The sequence below is a fragment of the Campylobacterota bacterium genome, assembly GCA_020633995.1.
Taxonomy (GTDB): Bacteria; Babelota; Babeliae; order Babelales; family RVW-14; genus JACKCO01.
In genome coordinates this window covers 555,308-572,480 of sequence record JACKCO010000003.1, presented here as the reverse complement: position 1 = coordinate 572,480, position 17,173 = coordinate 555,308, and the positions used below count along the sequence as shown (strand labels likewise).

The window sequence follows — 17,173 nt, the reverse complement described above, 5'->3', positions numbered from 1 at the left end:
AAAATATGGTGCTTATGAAAGCGGGCAGCAGACTTTTAGGTTATACACGGGCTTATACACGACCTCTCATCACTTCACTGCTTTGTGCAGCACTTTACGGTATCTTTTCAGCAACACCTCCCTACCTGCTCAAAAAAACTATCGATGAAGTGTTTATTGCACGCTACAGTAATTTAATAATTCCGCTTGTTGGACTTTTTGTGCTCTTTTTTGCACTGAAGGGCTTGTTTGCCTATCTTACCTGCTACTACATGCACTTTGTTAATAATCGGGTTATCAACGATATCCGCGATGATCTATATAAAAAAGTGATCCACTTCCCCATCTCATTCTTTCAAAAAAACAATACTGGCAAACTTATGTCCTGCTTTTTAAATGACGCACAAATGATCCAACAGAGTGCAGCCAGCGCTATAAAAGATGGTATTCGTGGTGTTTTTGAAGCACTCTTTTTAATTTGCTTTGCGCTTTATCAAAACATAACGCTGGGCATTTTACTGCTGCTTATTGCTCCTGTACTTGGTTTTGCCATCAGACGCCTGGGTAAGATGCGTAAATCTGCCTCAATCGCAATTCAACAACAAATGGGCTCGATCAGCTCGCTTTTGCAAGAAACATTTACAGGTATTCGAGAAATAAAGTCATTCAACGCAGAAGCAGAAGAAATAAAGCGTTTTGACCAGCATCAACAAGCATGTTTTAGCGCCATCATGCACAACGTACAACTTGAGTCAATGGCACCACCGCTCATTGAGCTTATCGCTATTGCTGGTTGCAGCTTCGTTTTCTATGTCGCCATCCATCAAGTTTTGTCTGGCACTATCACCGCTGGGCAACTATCGTCATTTGTTGCTGCCGTTGTACTTTCATACCAGCCACTAAAAAAAATTATGAATGTGTACTCTGACATGCAGTATGGCCTTGCAGCAGCTGAAAAGATATTTGAGGTAATCGACCTTTACTACCCAACAGAACATAATCGTCCCGCAACAATGGATACGTTTTCATCAACCATTGCTTGGGAGCATGTCAGTGCAAGCTATGATGGCAAGCACATCATCACAAAAGATGTTTGTCTTGCTATCAGAAAAGGTGAACGCATTGGCATTGTTGGCCCATCAGGCGGCGGCAAAAGCACCTTTTGTGATATGCTCCTTGGCTTTATTAGCCCCGCAGCGGGCAAACTCTACCTTGATGGTGTCGATATCACAACACTCTCACTTGCTAGCCTAAGAAAGCACATCGGCTATGTCAGCCAGCGGACTTTCTTGTTTAATGACACAATTACACGCAATATTGCTTATGCGCGACCAGACGCAACACAGGAACAGATAGTAGCAGCATGTAAGGCTGCACATGCTCATGAGTTTATCCAGACACTACCCAACGGCTATCAAACTATTGCTGGTGAAAATGGGACCCTCCTCTCAGGCGGCCAAAAACAGCGTCTAACAATCGCAAGAGCTTTGCTTAAGAATCCTGACATCATGATCTTTGATGAGGCGACCTCGTCGCTTGATGACGAATCTGAGCGCATGATCAAACTTGCTATCAATGAATTACCAAAAGAGAAAACTGTTTTGATCGTCTCCCACCGGATGAGCATGCTTGACAATGTTGACCGTATACTACTCGTTAACAATAAAACCATTACTGAGCTTGACCCCACCTCTATCAGCCAGCAATCATTCTCACTTGGTGAATTTACGGGGTAATATCTCTCTGATCATTTCCTCGGTCATTACTGCTCAAAATATTATGTAACTCTTAGATAAACTATTTTCTTAACGTTGCTATTTTTTTGAGGTCATCCCCGACGCCGATCGGGGATCTCTTTTTGATTATTTATCCAAAAAACAATTACTTTAGTAGCAGAGCGGTATACTCTTACTATAACTCTTTACAAAGTGACCGCTAGTTTTAGATCCCCGATCGGCGTCGGGGATGACGTATAAATATGATAAATACCGTCAAAAAGTTAATTTAACCGTAAGTCTGTATGATGCTCAGCAACTGTACCTTCATCGATCTCACCCACCCACTCACACCAACTGCCCCAAGCTGGAATGGCTCATGCGGCTTTCGCCAAGAAATTAAAATGGATTATTCGCAAGGTTGCCGTGTTCAGGGTATTAAAATGCATGCGGGTGTAGGCACACACATGGACGCACCCAATCACTTCATCGAATACGCACAAGACATCGCCTCCATCCCTCTCTCTCAATTGATTGTCCCTGGACACGTACTTAATGTTTCAGCAAAAGCTAACCAAAACTATGTTATTACACCAGAAGACATACAAGATTATGAAAAAAAATATGGCAACATCAGTGCAAATAGCCTTTTCATCGGCTACACTGGCTGGTCACAAAAATGGGACAATCCGGCAAAATACCGCAATGAAGACGCGCAGGGCAACATGCGCTTTCCTGGTTTTAGCAAACAAGCTGCACAACTATTACTCGAACGCAACATTGCAGGGCTTGGTATTGACACGCTCTCACCTGACGGCGCTGATATGAGTTTTCCTGTGCATACCCTTGTGCTTGGTCAGAGCAAATACCTTATTGAAAACATCGCTCACGCAGACAAACTACCAGCAAGAAATTTTCATGTCATTGCCCTACCATTGAATGTTGTTGATGGTACTGAATCAGCTATTCGTTTAGTTGGGATTGTACAAAACTAACTTGCTTGCTCAACAATCTTTTCGTACTTACACTCTTTGTCAGCACAACGGTGTTTAATGCCATCTTTAACTTTGCTGACCAACAGGTAGGGAGCCTTACATTCGGGACATTTATTTTCAACCACATCACCAAAAATGGCAAACTTACAGTCTGGATAGCCAGAGCAACCCCACATTGTACCGCCGCGCCACTTGCGCTTAACAATCTTGCTTTTGCACTGTGGGCATTTCATTTTTAGTGACTCTTGATGGATGTACTTGCAATCTGGGTAGCCAGAACAGGCTAAGAACGGACCGAATCTACCAACTTTTCGAACCAAATCACGCTTACATTTTTCACACTTAATATCAACGGCTTGGCTAGTAGAATCTTGCTCATCAATTTTGACATTGCCCTTTTCGTCCCTGGCAACATTAGCAGTAAAGGTACAGTCTGGATACTTTGAACACCCCAAAAACTCACCTGCCCGGCCAAGCCTAATCAAAAGCTTGTTCTTACATTTTGGGCAATCAAGATTGGTTTCTATGGTCTTTTTTTCTTCAGCCTCAACACCAAACGATTTAAGATCTTTTTCAAATTTTTTGTAAAACTCATTGAGCACCTTGTCTCGCTCGATCTCACCTTGCGCAATTTTGTCTAGATCCTCTTCCATTTTTGCGGTGAAATCAACATTGACAATGTCGGCAAGGTGTTTGAGTAGCATTTCATTAACCGCCTCACCCAGCTGCGTAGGCATAAACCGCTTGTTATCTTTAACACAGTACTTACGCTTTTGGATGGTTGTCAGAATGGCAGCATAGGTACTTGGTCGCCCAATGCCCCGTTTCTCCATTTCTTTGACCAATGTTGCTTCGGTGTAACGTGGTGGTGGTTGTGTAAAGTGTTGTTTTTTGTCAATCTTTTGCGTTTTAAGCAAATCATCAACCTTGATATCTTTTGGAATAGCAACGTTTTTATCGCCATCCTCTTCATCAACCAAATACACTTTTAAAAATCCATCAAACATCAAGCTGGAGCCCGTTGCTTTGAATGTAAAGTCGCCACCATCAATCAACACCTGGCGTTGAAAGTAACGGGCGGCTTCCATCTGACAAGCTACAGAACGCTTCCAAATAAGTTCATACAATTTTGCCTGGTCTTTGGAAAGATATTTCCCAACAGCCTCCGGCGTTTTATAAATATCAATGGGTCTAATGGCTTCGTGAGCGTCTTGCGCCCCTTTTTTACCATAAACACGTGATTGTTTTGGTAAATAGTCACCACCATACTGCCCTGAAATAAATTTTCTGATGTCTTTGAGCGATGTGTCTGACAGACGAAGCGAGTCAGTACGCATATAGGTAATAAGTGCTTCTGGGCTGTTTTTGTCAGCAAGCGGCAAACCTTCATACAGTTTTTGCGCAACACTCATTGTCTTATCAACCGAAAAACCAAGCTTGTTGTATGCATCCTGCTGCAATGTACTGGTCATAAACGGTGGCAAAGGATTTTTTGCACGTTCTTTTTCGGTAATTTTGGAAACTTTGAAGCTTTCTTTTGTAATCGCTTCAACGGCCTTTTTAGCATCAGCCTCGTTTTTAAGCTTAAATGTCTTGCTCTTGATTTTGAATAGTTCTGCTACAACAGTTGATTTGTCTGAACAAACAAAAATAGCGTGAACAGACCATGACTCTTCAGGCACAAATTCACGGATTTCTTTATCGCGCTGGCAAATAAGCATCATAGCAACAGACTGTACACGCCCAGCGGACAAACCCTTACTAATTTTTTTCCACAAAATTGGTGACACTTGATAGCCAACCCAACGATCAAGAATACGACGCGCCTGCTGCGCTCGTACTTTTTTCATATCAACGGTTGTTTTGTCTTCAATTGCTTGGGTAACAGCCGGTTTGGTAATTTCGTTAAAGGTAATACGATAAATTTTGCTTTTATCTTTAAAGACTTTTGCTATCTCTTGGCCAATATGCCACGAAATAATTTCACCCTCACGGTCAGGATCAGAGGCAAGGTAGACTTCACCTGAGCGGCTTGCTTGCTTGCAAATTTCTGCAATTCGACCCTCTTTGTCCTCTATGACGACATATTCAAGGTTGATCTTGCCTGTTTTCTCGTCACGCTCAATACCAATTTTTTTTGGCGGAAGATCTTTAATGTGACCGAACGTAGAAAGAATTTTAAAGTCTTTACCCAAAAACTTTGTAATCGTTTTTATTTTGGCGGGCGACTCAACAACAACCAGTTTAATTTTCTTGTCCTTTGCTGTAGCTTTTTTAGGTTCAGCTTTTTTAGCTACCGCCTTTTTTTCTACGACCTCCTTAGATGCAGCTTTTTTTATCGTAGTCTTTTTGGCTATAGTCTTTTTGGCCGCGGTAGTCTTACCTGATTTACTCGTAGCTTTACTAACTCTCGTTCCCATGCCCTATCCCCAAAATACATATTTACACCTTACTTTACCATCAGTATATTTTGTAAGTCTTTTTTTTTACCATGCTGCTGACTTTTGTCAAAGAGTTTTACCAAATAAATAGTGAGACTATCCCCAGTCTAGACATTTTATTTTTTATTTGTCAAATCAATATTATTTTTAAACAAAGATCCTGCATTTACCAACTTTATCAATCTTGCCTGCTATTCTCACTGAGCAGTGCTATCGTATTGTTGTGTACTATTTTAAGGCCGACGGCCTGATATTCCAGCAACTTAGTTGGCCGCGACACCCAATTCAGCGGATCTTTGTGGCGCAATAGCAAGCCCACATCAGCCGCCGCTAAATACCTTGTAACATCGCCAGGCTCAACGGATACAATCCGTACACGCGCCATATCTATATTACTCGCCTTACACGCCCCCTCAAATTGCTGTTTATTTGAAGAAAGTACCAAAAAAATGGCCTGATCATTTTTCTCAAACTGCTTTGCAACGTATTCGATACTTTCCCGTGCACATTGCCACGGCTTAAACGAGCCACTATAGCAATATACATAGGCCTGTTCGGGAATATTCAATTCCTGTCGAGTTTGCTCTCGCCATACAGAAACTTGGCCTTTATCTACCTGTTTTGGAATATCTTTGTCGGCTATGCAAATACCGCTTGTCCGAGCTCCAAAATGCCTAACCAGGTATTGTTTAAGTGCAGGACTGACCGACTCAATAGTAAATGGGTTACTGGTGTAGGCGGCCGCATATACTTTGCGCTCAAGGCGCGCAAGCGATTTGTACATACACGAGCGGATAAGTTTATGCACAAGCCCCGCACTAGCGTGCATATGCGCAAACCAATATTCTTGAGCACAAAGGCCACGTGCCTGCACCATCACCGTAGGGCTGTAACCGCGCAGTGATGGTTTTTTTTGGGCTAGGCTCAGTCCCTTGAATGCTATATATCCAGCCAATGGCCCTCGAGCAAGTATACGATCATACCGCTTACTGCAAAGCAAGTGAGCAACGCGCAGTACTGCCGGCCACAAACTTAAGATGCCCACAAATCTTGGTCTTTTAAAAATTTTAACCTCAATGGCAATACCATGCTGCTCAAGCTGAGCTAAAACACACGGTAAAATAGACTCATTTTCAAATGATACAAGCGTAACCACAAGATTTCTATTTTCACGACATTGCTCAACAAGTGGCTGAAAAACTTGGCTTTGAAAGACAGAGTTATTAATGCCATCGTAGACCAGAACTAACAGACGATTCTCTCGTTCCACAAAACTCCTTTCTCATTATCTTGAAGAATAATGCTCTCAGCATACTGTAAAAAACGCAATTGTTAAATTTATTGAAATAAGAAACCCCATCTTCATACAATAAAAAGTGATGTTGCTATTCGATTACTAAAAAATTAAACAAACAAGTTTTAATTAAGAGGTGCCTCATGAAATGTAAACTTTTTTTGTTCCTGTTTACAATATCGACCTTTCCTCTCATATTACCAGCGCGAGAAGTTAAAGAAATAGTTGAGGAAATCAAGAAAGCACAGGAAGAACTAAAAAAGCTCAAAAAAGAATTACAGGAAAGTAAACAAGATTCTCCCTCAAAAGAAGCCTCTGAAAAAAAATCAAGCACGTCAGCAGCCCAAGATCTTACGCCAGTCATCCCAGCAAAAACGTCATACAAATTCACCGGAGGCAAATACCATATACAATTTGACGACTCATGGCAGCTACCTGAGCCCGGTCGAGGCATTGTACAATTCAGTATAAAGGCTGTTGACAAAAATCCTTTAGCGGACGTCGACGTTATGTTCTCAGAAAACAAATCTCTGGACGAAGACAAAGGCTACAAGCTCGTGCTTGGAGGAGAAGGAAATACTGCAACATGGATAAGGCGCGGCAAGGATGGCAAGGGGCAAAATGAAGTAAAAAAGGAACAAAACCCAGAAGCTATGCTTAAAGCTGGTACCTATTGGTTTAGGGTGTACGACGGGGTCATTTCTTTCGGGCAATCTGAAAACATAGGAGAAAACGAAGTTTGGCGCTGGCAAGAACCAAAGAAAAAAATTCCAAACTTAACACATTTTGGATTTGCTGAAAAAGCACTAATTGAGGATATCAAAATATTTGCAGCACCTGAAGAAAAAACTCCTTACTCTCTGCATAAAGAGTTCGACAAAGTCAAAGAACCAAAGCTTCACACCCATCATTATCAGGAAGACATACAAGGAGAGGATGAAACCGCAACCTTTAACGAGGCTTGGAAGCTGCCTGAACCAAACAACGGAGCTATCACATGCACTGTCCAAGCAACCAACGAAGTGTACGTTGCTTTTGCCGAAAAAATGCTCGGTAAAAAAACCTACAGCGAGTTCAATGATGAAAAAGAGCACGCCATCTTGCTCACCTGGGATGCCTGGAAAAATGAAAAAACACGTATCAGTGCTCATCCCAATGGGGGATCTACCTGGATCTACAACAAAGAAAATCCTAACATGAAAATTAAGCCTAATGAACCAACAGAGTATTGGTTCATGATCAAAGATGGTGTCTTTTCTTTCGGCTTTGGCACTGACATCGGTAAAAAGAAGCTCTACGAATGGCGACCACTTAAAAAAATTAACCCCGTGAGTTACTTCGGTTTTGGAAGTGGAGACTATGGAGCCTTTTTCAAAGATATTAAAATCTATGCATTAAAAGAAGCCGAAAAAGAAGAAGTAAAGGAAAAAGAAGAAACGGATGAACTAGAGTAAAAAAATGAGAGATCCTCTGGTTTAACCAAAGGATGACGAGTTGTAAAAGGAGCTTGAATGAAAAATAAAACGCTAAAAATATTATTCTCTGTCTGCCTCTTATTCAGTCAGACAATGCAACGTGTAGATGGGCGAACTCAAAAAGAAATTATAGAAGATATCAAAAAATGGCAAAAAAAACTTACGTCTCTTAAAGAGGAACTGGAAGAAGCGAAAGGGGAAAAAACAAAATCTAAAACACCAAAACAAGAAAGCGACAAAGACGAAAAAAAAGAAGATAAAACAAAAAAAGGCATTTCCGATAATCGAATAACCACTGGAGATCCTGTTGTACCAGATCACGCAGAGTTCTTTTTCAGACGTCACAATTACCTACGCTCATTCACCCCACTAAAGAACGCACCGCACGGTGCAATCTGGACATTGGGAGACAAATTTCACGGTGACCTCAACATACTTGTCAAGGCAAATGAAAACGCTGAATGGAAAGAGGTTGATGGAGGCTTAAGAAATCTTGCCGTTCACCCAGACAAAGGCGTGTGGGGTATTAATAAAAACGGTAATATATACTTTCGCGAAGGCATCACACAAGGCGAACCTGGAGGTAAAACTTGGAGACAAGTCAGTGGTGGACTTCATAATCTTGTATTTGAAAATGATCAACTCTACGGTACTCACGCAAATAACAAATTCTATAAGTCTGAAACTAATGATCCAACAGATCCTAAGTGGAAAGAAATAAAGCCTCAAGACAATCAAGATCTTTACGACAAAATGCGCTTTTACAACCCTGCCCAAACACAATATCACAAGTCATGGAAACTACCAGATGTGGGTAGAGGCGCTCTTCAATTTACCGTCAAAAAACCGTACAACCCCGGCCTTAACTATCCTGCCGACATAATGGTTTCTTTCTCGATTAAACCACAAGACCTTCCACATCACATGTACCACCTCACCATTGGTGGCTGGAACAATACACGTTTTACAATTCGAAGAGAGAATAGACACGATGGTGAAGCACCTCACTATTGTTGGATATTTAAGGATCAAAATCCAGCAGCAATGATAGCAGACAAAGATGAAGAACATTACTGGATAGCAGTCAACAATGGTATTATAAGCATGGGCAAAGCAGACACCCTTGACGAAAACGGCAATATAGAAGTTGGTGTTAATGAAATACTACGTTGGCAAGATCAAGAGATGTTTAGAAAGGATCAAAACTTTGACTTCAGAAAAGCAACTAAGGTTGGATACTTTGGGTTCAGCGGATGGGAACATCATGACATTGAATACAAAAATATTAAAGTCTTTCCATTTGAAGAAAAGCCAACTCCCGTCTCACTCCATAAAAAATTTCATCAGTTAAAAGAACCTGATTTCTTTGAACATAAGTACCATGCTCACAAGCAAGGGCAACAGATTGTCAGCTTTCGCCAAGAATGGAAACTTCCAGAAAAAAACCGTGGGGCTGTAACGTTTAAGGCCCGAGCCCATTGGCGCGATATTTATGTACTTTTTACTGAAAAATACAAAGACGATCTCTTCACGCTTGGAGAAAAAGAAGAGCGCGAGCATCTACATAACTTCTATTTTCATGCAAACAAAAATATCAACCACCTCATGTTTCTCTTCGGCGGATGGAATAACTCTAAAACACGTTTGAGTGGCACTAATTGCAATGATGATCAAGCTTATTGGATTCACGCTCATCAAAACCCACTGGCCATGGTTAAAGTTAACACTGAGGAACTTTACTGGGTCATGATTGATAATGGGGTTATGTCGTTTGGAAAAATTGATGAAGAAAAAATAGGAAGCGAGAACTACGACAAAAAGCTAACTGACCTCATCGGCAAAAATCCACTAGGAACTTGGCGCAACGCAACACCAGTAAAAAATATTGAATACGTTGGTTTTAGTGGCTACGAGGCAGTAGATTTTACTGACATTAGAATTTATGCGCTCAAAGAAGAAGAAAAAATAGCAGAAAAAGAAGCATCAGACACACTCGAATAAAAAAAGGGGGCAATTTTGCCCCCGATCTAATTTACTTAATCGCATCTAAAATGTTTTGCGCATGCTGTGAAACATCAACATCTTTAAACACTGCCTCAATGATACCATCTTTGCTGATAAGATAACTAATGCGCTTAGGAACTGGAAGCAGACCTCGTTTTGCACCATATTTTTTTGCAACTTTCTTGTCAATATCACTCAACAATGAAAACGAAAGATTATGTTTTTCCTTAAACTTCTTATGGCTCTTAACTGAATCATAAGAAATACCCCACACACCAATACCTGCTTTTTTAAGATCAGCAATATTATCTCGCAAGTTACATGCCTGCTTAGTGCAGCCAGGTGTGCCATCCATTGGATAAAAATAGATGAGAACTTTGTCAGATTTTTTAAGCATATCTTCAAGCGATTGAAAATTACCATTTTCATCTTTTAATGAAAACGCTGGTGCCTGAGCGCCAACCTTAAGCACCTTTGCCATGCAATCCCCTCCCGCAAAGGTTATAGCAGCAAGGACGAATCCGAGCAATAGCAGTGCATTCTTATACGTCATAAAGACCTCCAAATAATGATTATTGATGAAATAACAAACCATTGACTTTTAGCATACCACAATGCAAAAATTACTCAAAACGCCTACAGATCAGCACTTTCCCCTCTCCACAGTCTGGTTTGCAAAAAGTAGGTTCATTTATTTTCAGTTAGATAAAAAAATAACCTTTTTTATAAGCAAAGAGATATCATGAAGAAGCTTCATCTCCTTACTGCATGTACTTTCTTTATAATCAATCAAGCTCACACAATGCAAAAGGTCATACGTCGTGGATCGGGGGGGGGATTTCAGATCACCGATGATCAATCACCTAGTGTTCGACTCCTAGCTGAAAATACCATTGACATGTGTATGAACCTAGAGAACTATCCTGACGCCTTTCAAAAAATTGCCGAGAAAGAAAAGGTCGATCACCTTGACATCAGTAGTGACAAAACCATTCAAGAACATCTGAAAACCATCTTAAACCATCTGCCCACTTTACAAAAAAAAGAACCTATGACCAATCGTCCAACTCTTCTGGTCATAGCCTGTGAAACAAAAAGTGCCTACCTAGCAACAAGAGTCGTTGCTGCAATGAAACATTACAGGATTGACTTTGGCGATGTTTGGATGCAGTTAGCTCAGTCAACCCAAAACTACAGGCTTCGAACGACCATGCAGCAACTACCAACGCTTGAAAATTCAATTTTTCATCTAGCTCAACAAGTTTTTTCAGAAGAACAATATCAGACTATTTTTGGTTATCATCCACGTGCTCTTTTCCCACAACACTTGGCACTACAACAGGGCACCCGCGAAGTATTTACTCAGTTGCTACAACACACCAATAGTGCTCTAAAAGACGAACAAGGAAGAACGCTCCTACACATAGCAGCAGGATCTCCTCAACTGGACGCTCAAACACTTAAAACCATTTTCCAAAAACTCAATTCTAATCTCGAAACACCTAACAGAAAAGGGCAAACCCCATTCCATTGCGCAATACAACATAAAAACCAAAACTTTATCGCTCTATACGCAGAAAAAATGAAAGAGCGTCACAGCAGTGATTATCTCCATGCACAAGATAATGCAGGTAATAGCACCCTCCACTATGCTGCGCAGGCAGTCATGCCAGACCTTATCGGTTTTTTATGTTGGTCTGGCGTAGACGCAAATACTGCAAACCCAAAAAACAATACAACGGCCATGGACATTCTCCTTTCACATACCACACACACACTTGATCACCAACGAGCGCTCAATATCTTACTTCAATATGGAGCTCGACCTTCGTCACTGACAGCACGCTATTTCCCAATTCACACCGCAGTTCGGCAAGGATGGACTGACTTGCTTGAGTACTTCGCGCATTACTATAATAACGACGACAATGATTACAACATACACGCTTACGATCCTCAGGGACTGACGCCTTTACTCATAGCTCTGCAACAAAACGATATTGTAACCATTCGCCTACTCATGCAACTGGGTGTGCAAACAGATTGGGGATATTCTATGCAAAACATACTCCCCCTCCACTACGCAGCACGGTATAGCAATATTACAACAGTCACAGAGCTCCTCAGATACGCCGGCAACGCTATTAACACACCTGATATACAAAATAATACACCGCTACATTATGCAGCCCTTAACAAAAAAGACCCCGGTGTTTGTACAGTTCTTATCGATTCAGGTGCTAACGTCAATGCACAAAACAAGAACCTGCAATCTCCGTTAACAAAGGCCCAGCAATGCGGTAACATCCTGGCAGAAAACATTTTGCTCTCACGAGGAGCCACACAAAATGAAACAAGAATAAACATTACAAGACTTGAAAGGTTTGAGGTAGAAGAGGGATCACCCCGAGAGCGCCGTAAAAATAACAACAGCTGGTGCAGCATTATTTAAAACAAGAAAGCTTAAAAAAACTTTTCTTACTTTTTAGCGTAACTGGCTATACTTTACCTTATTGTTACCAAACGAAACACTGCTCTTTTATGCAAAGGCACACCATGCAGTTTATAAAACATTTTGACTCCATTCGAATGACCGACATCGCCCAAGTTGGTGGAAAAAATGCCTCACTGGGCGAAATGATTCATGCATTATCAAGCAAAAATGTACTCATTCCTTCAGGGTTTGCCATTACCGCTAATGCATATTGGAAGCACCTACACGACAATAACTTAACCGGCCAAATTAAAACGCTGCTTGGCCGTATCGATAAAAAGAAACTTGATACACTCTCAGACGCTGGCAAACAAATTAGAACTCTGATCACCAAAGCACCTCTGCCAGACGAAATCGTTGCACAAGTTACACAGGCGTACCAGGAACTTGAAAAAAAATATGGTAAACAGTGCGATGTTGCGGTACGCTCGTCAGCAACGGCCGAAGACTTACCTGATGCATCCTTTGCAGGACAACAAGAAACATTTCTTAACATTCAAGGCATTGACGCACTTCTTGCCGTTTGTAGTCGTGCTTTTGCCTCACTTTTCACCAATCGTGCTATTTCATATCGAATTGATAAAGGCTTTAACCATATGGATATAGCCCTCTCTATAGGCGTACAAAAAATGGTTCGCTCAGACAAAGCATGTGCCGGTGTTATTTTTACACTCGACACCGAAAGTGGCTTTAAAGACGTCGTCTACATTACCTCATCATATGGTTTGGGAGAAACAGTAGTCCAAGGCAGCGTTGACCCTGATGAATTTTATGTCCACAAACCAACCTTGGAGCAAGGCCATAAGCCAATTCTAAAAAAACGCCTTGGCAGTAAAACAATCAAAATGATTTACACCGATGCTCCAGCACAACCAACCAAAATTGTGGACGTTGAATCAGCCGAACGTCTTAAATATAGCCTATCAGAACAGGAGCTGCTTGATCTTGCTCACCAAGCAGTGGTCATTGAAAATTATTACGCACAGCTTAAGGGAACCTGGTCTCCCATGGACATTGAGTGGGCAAAAGATGGCAATGATGGCAAGTTGTACATTGTTCAAGCTCGCCCAGAAACCGTCCACTCACGACAAGAAAACAGCCAAACAATCTCTGAGTACTCGATTGCAAATAAGGCCTCACTCTCAAATAAAATAGTTGTTAAAGGCAAAAGTGTTGGCCGCAAGATTGTTGTAGGCAACGCCCTTGTCATCCAATCACCCGAAAAAATTGGCTCCGTAAAACAAGGTGATATCATCGTCACAGACATGACCGACCCAGACTGGGAGCCCATTATGAAGCTTGCAGGAGGCATTATTACTAACCGCGGAGGACGAACATGTCATGCTGCAATTGTCAGCAGAGAACTTGGCATTCCGGCAATCGTAGGAACCGGCAACGGCACTGAAAAAATTAAAACCGGCCAAGAAATCACCCTCAACTGTAGTAGTGGTGAAGTTGGCATTGTCTATGACGGTGCAATACCCTTTCAAGTAAAACAAATTAATGTGCAAGATATCACAAAACCTTCCGTTGAAATTTTTATGAACTTAGGCAATCCAGACGAGGCTTTTAATTTAGCCAACCTCCCCGTAGACGGCATCGGTCTGGCTCGCTTGGAATTTATTATTAACAGCAGCATTCAGGTTCACCCAATGGCACTTGTCTGCCCGGAAAAAGTGACAGACCCTGGTGAACGTGATCAAATAGATAAACTCACAATCGAATATAACGATAAAAAGCAATTTTTCATCGATAAGCTTGCGCAAGAAGCAGGCACCATAGCGGCGGCCTTTTATCCAAAACCTGTCATTTTTCGTCTGTCAGATTTTAAGAGCAATGAGTACCGCAAGCTTGTTGGGGGCCAATTTTTTGAGCCAGAAGAAGAGAACCCCATGATTGGGTTTCGAGGAGCATCACGTTACTTTCATGATCTGTACAGAGATGCCTTTGCCCTTGAATGCCTTGCAATGAAAAAGATACGCCTCGAAATGGGCCTGACAAACGCAATTTTGATGATTCCGTTTGTCAGAACGATTGCCGAAGGACAAGCAGTTATTGAAGAAATGAAAAAACACGGTCTAGAGCGAGGTCGCGACAATCTGGAAATTTACATGATGGTTGAAGTACCATCTAACGTCATTTTAATAGATGAATTTAGCAAACTCTTTGATGGATTTTCAATTGGCTCAAATGACCTGACCCAGCTCACATTAGCCGTTGATCGTGACTCTGCTCTCGTATCTAACATCTTTGACGAACGTAACGAAGCCGTTGAGTTCATGCTCAAAGCAGCTATTGAGGGCGCCAAGCGCAATAACAAAAAAGTTGGCATCTGCGGGCAGGCCCCCTCAGATTACCCTGAACTTGCCCGTAGTTTACAAGAATGGGGTATCCACTCACTTTCACTCAACCCAGATAGCATCTTGCAGACAATACGAAATTTTGGCAGCGACAACTAAAAAAAAGAAGCACCCGGTGTGCGCCCCGAGTGCTTCAAAATTTGTGACTGGCGGACAAACCGTAACAGCCACGTAAGGAATTTACTTTAGTTAACAGCCCAGCTTTGCAGATTAATTGCTGCAGGATTGGTATCACCAAGGGCTGTACGAGTAATGTCACCTGGCCATGGATCTTCAAGGTAAAGACGGCGAGTTACACCATCAATGTTTGCTTCAAAATAAAGCATAACTTTCATATAGTTTGACTTGGTCTGCTCATCAAGCTTACCTTCTTGAAACAAGCGCTGAATAAGTTGAGGATCTTGTTTGACGGTAACAGCCATATCACCGTTGGTCATTGGTTGCCCCGTTGAAGGATCAACTTGCGCAGGAGTCATCTGCTGGGCCATCCAATTGTCAATATTGACACCGGCTGAGCCATTTGCAGTCAACTCCAAAAAGTTTGCTCGTTGGTCATTGGTACGAATCATGTTGATCAAATCTTTAACTTTGTACTGCATATTTGGCTGTAAAACCGGCAATTTGTTAATTTGTGCAGATCCAGTGCTAACGTCTCTACGTCCACCAGCTCTACCACCGCTGCGCGCGGCAGCAACACCACGGCCACTTGTTGATGGCGCTTGAGCTTGAGGAGCTCGGGGTTGTACCTGTTGTCCACCAACGGTTGGTGCAGCGCTACGACCTCTGCCTCGACCTGCCTGATCTACTTGTTGTTGCTCAACCATTTGTCCAGTAGTTGCGGTTCCAGCGGTTACAACCTGACGCTTGTCAACACCAGCTTGCTCTACTTGTTGTCCTTCTGCAGGCATTGTGACTGCTCTGCCTCCAACAGTTGGACGTCCGACAGATGCCCTACCGCCAGCTCGTCCCACAACTGACTGTACCTGACGGGCAGCCTCTGCACCAGGCATAGCTTGCTGTTGCTGCTCAATTTGCTCGGCTGTCGCCGTTCCAGCAGTAACAACTCGACTCTGCATCGGCTGAGCGGTTACCCCTCTGCGAGTGCGTGCATTGGCCTTGTGCATAACCATGCTTCCAAAGCCTAAAATCACTAATAGACTTAGTACTGTAGACCGTTTCATTCTACATCCCCCTTGTTTTTGACTATAATTTTTTAATGCCCCTATAGCATTTTTAAGCCACTCCTGGCTTATCATTTCTTATTATAAATTTTAAATGATGCCAAAATCAATAAATTGTTTCTTTTCTGAATTATATTTATTAAAAAAATTGCCTTATAGCACTACACAGTGCGTAAATGAGAAAAATCGGTATACTAGCTCTCCCAAGGCCAACTAAATCACCATAACAAGCTATAGAAAAGCAAATACGATGAAGAGAATCGCTATCCTAGCACTTACTGCACTCAGCCCCTTACTCGCCTATGGTGCAGAGCCGTCTCAGCTCCCAACCCTTGAAACAATTGATCCTGAAATTATCGCCGAACTGACAGCAACTCCACCATCCTTATCAAAAAGCCAACCAGATAAGACTTTTGTAGACTTGCGAGCACATCTAAAAAAGTGCTTTAAGGTAAAGCATTTTGATCCATTTGATCTACAAATATTCAGATTGTTCGTAAATAAAAACCCCCACAAACTCATAGAGCGCTACCAAACACCCGACAGAGACCTTAACGACAGTATTTTACACTTTGTAGTACGCTGCGGTAGAAGCGGGCCTCTTCTACAAGAAACGCTTAGAGCACTCGTCGACCATCGTGTCAACTACAAACCCTGCGCAAATCTCTATCTAGCCATAGAAACACAAAACCCTAGAGCAGTTAGCGCTTACCTTGACAGCTTTCTAGCAGACAATACTGTTGACATCGTAGGTAATATCAATAGTGATGGCCTAACACCTGTAGGGCTTGCCGAAAGGATGGGGCATCACGATCTCGCTCTGATACTCATCACGAATGGGTGCCATAGACTTCCGCCACTACTAACGGCTCTTGTGCAAAAACCCTCTGAGAATATGTCTCAGATAATTAAAGACCTACTTGAAAAATCTAATGGGCATATACATCCTAATATATATGCACCATGGGGAGAAAGTGCCTTAAACATGGCAATTGGCAATGGTCACCCTACATGCGTCATACAATGCCTACTCAAGCATGGTGCTAAGCCATTTGAACAAGACCAAACTGGCTTGAGCCCACTTGAGCAAGCCAAAATATCAGACCTAGATGAAATTGTTGATTGCATAAACGATCATACATGGTCACAAATGTCATGCTTCTTGAACTTCGATCAAGGTTAGCCATTTGTCGTTTTACACGAAAATTGGCTCTTTTCTTTTCAAAAATAAGATA

At 41.9% G+C, this 17,173-nt stretch carries 11 protein-coding genes; 7 read left to right on the top strand and 4 right to left on the bottom strand.

What is annotated here, in order from left to right; all coding sequences use genetic code 11:
* Positions 1-5 precede the first annotated feature (5 nt).
* A complete protein-coding gene (locus H6679_02295; protein ID MCB9493083.1) occupies positions 6-1,715 on the top strand; it encodes an ABC transporter ATP-binding protein in 1,710 nt (569 codons plus the stop codon).
* Between the two features lie 287 nt (positions 1,716-2,002).
* Positions 2,003-2,689, top strand: coding sequence for a cyclase family protein (locus tag H6679_02290; GenBank protein MCB9493082.1), 687 nt, complete (start codon positions 2,003-2,005; stop codon positions 2,687-2,689).
* On the opposite strand, the gene topA is transcribed toward H6679_02290, so the two are convergent.
* Both topA and H6679_02280 read right to left on the bottom strand, forming a co-directional pair.
* The gene (gene topA / locus H6679_02285) at positions 2,686-5,109 is read right to left on the bottom strand and encodes a type I DNA topoisomerase (GenBank protein ID MCB9493081.1); all 2,424 of its coding nucleotides are present in this window, start codon (positions 5,107-5,109) and stop codon (positions 2,686-2,688) included. The genes H6679_02290 and topA overlap by 4 nt on opposite strands.
* 199 nt (positions 5,110-5,308) lie before the next feature.
* Complete coding sequence (locus tag H6679_02280) at positions 5,309-6,400, bottom strand: hypothetical protein (GenBank protein MCB9493080.1); 1,092 nt, start codon at positions 6,398-6,400, stop codon at positions 5,309-5,311.
* A 167-nt stretch (positions 6,401-6,567) separates the two neighbouring features.
* Here H6679_02280 and H6679_02275 point away from each other — a divergent pair, with 167 nt between their 5' ends.
* Together H6679_02275 and H6679_02270 are read left to right on the top strand one after the other, a co-directional pair.
* Positions 6,568-7,878: a hypothetical protein gene (locus H6679_02275; protein ID MCB9493079.1), complete on the top strand. Its 1,311-nt coding sequence runs from the start codon at positions 6,568-6,570 to the stop codon at positions 7,876-7,878.
* A 57-nt stretch (positions 7,879-7,935) separates the two neighbouring features.
* Positions 7,936-9,900 (top strand): hypothetical protein, encoded by a 1,965-nt coding sequence (locus tag H6679_02270; protein ID MCB9493078.1) that lies wholly within the window; start codon positions 7,936-7,938, stop codon positions 9,898-9,900.
* 31 nt (positions 9,901-9,931) lie between these two features.
* On the opposite strand, the gene H6679_02265 is transcribed toward H6679_02270, so the two are convergent.
* Positions 9,932-10,384, bottom strand: coding sequence for a peroxiredoxin (locus H6679_02265; GenBank protein MCB9493077.1), 453 nt, complete (start codon positions 10,382-10,384; stop codon positions 9,932-9,934).
* Positions 10,385-10,645: 261 nt separating this feature from the next.
* Here H6679_02265 and H6679_02260 point away from each other — a divergent pair, with 261 nt between their 5' ends.
* Positions 10,646-12,355: an ankyrin repeat domain-containing protein gene (locus tag H6679_02260; protein MCB9493076.1), complete on the top strand. Its 1,710-nt coding sequence runs from the start codon at positions 10,646-10,648 to the stop codon at positions 12,353-12,355.
* Between the two features lie 104 nt (positions 12,356-12,459).
* Positions 12,460-14,856 carry a phosphoenolpyruvate synthase gene (ppsA, locus tag H6679_02255; GenBank protein ID MCB9493075.1) on the top strand — a complete coding sequence of 799 codons (2,397 nt, stop codon included), beginning with the start codon at positions 12,460-12,462 and terminating at the stop codon, positions 14,854-14,856.
* An 86-nt stretch (positions 14,857-14,942) separates the two neighbouring features.
* Here the strand turns inward: ppsA and H6679_02250 are convergent, their stop codons facing one another.
* On the bottom strand, positions 14,943-15,938 hold the full coding sequence (locus tag H6679_02250) for a hypothetical protein (GenBank protein MCB9493074.1): 996 nt from the start codon (positions 15,936-15,938) through the stop codon (positions 14,943-14,945).
* Between the two features lie 250 nt (positions 15,939-16,188).
* Between H6679_02250 and H6679_02245 the strand changes: the two genes are divergently transcribed.
* Complete coding sequence (locus H6679_02245) at positions 16,189-17,121, top strand: ankyrin repeat domain-containing protein (protein MCB9493073.1); 933 nt, start codon at positions 16,189-16,191, stop codon at positions 17,119-17,121.
* Positions 17,122-17,173: the final 52 nt, after the last annotated feature.

Bases quoted from the DNA above. Each gene is read 5' to 3' on its own strand.
- H6679_02295 (MCB9493083.1), top strand. From the start codon at position 6: ATGGTGCTTATGAAAGCGGGCAGCAGACTTTTAGGTTATACACGGGCT.
- H6679_02290 (MCB9493082.1), top strand. From the start codon at position 2,003: ATGCTCAGCAACTGTACCTTCATCGATCTCACCCACCCACTCACACCA.
- topA (MCB9493081.1), bottom strand. From the start codon at position 5,109: ATGGGAACGAGAGTTAGTAAAGCTACGAGTAAATCAGGTAAGACTACC.
- H6679_02275 (MCB9493079.1), top strand. From the start codon at position 6,568: ATGAAATGTAAACTTTTTTTGTTCCTGTTTACAATATCGACCTTTCCT.
- H6679_02270 (MCB9493078.1), top strand. From the start codon at position 7,936: ATGAAAAATAAAACGCTAAAAATATTATTCTCTGTCTGCCTCTTATTC.
- H6679_02265 (MCB9493077.1), bottom strand. From the start codon at position 10,384: ATGGCAAAGGTGCTTAAGGTTGGCGCTCAGGCACCAGCGTTTTCATTA.
- H6679_02260 (MCB9493076.1), top strand. From the start codon at position 10,646: ATGAAGAAGCTTCATCTCCTTACTGCATGTACTTTCTTTATAATCAAT.
- ppsA (MCB9493075.1), top strand. From the start codon at position 12,460: ATGCAGTTTATAAAACATTTTGACTCCATTCGAATGACCGACATCGCC.
- H6679_02250 (MCB9493074.1), bottom strand. From the start codon at position 15,938: ATGAAACGGTCTACAGTACTAAGTCTATTAGTGATTTTAGGCTTTGGA.
- H6679_02245 (MCB9493073.1), top strand. From the start codon at position 16,189: ATGAAGAGAATCGCTATCCTAGCACTTACTGCACTCAGCCCCTTACTC.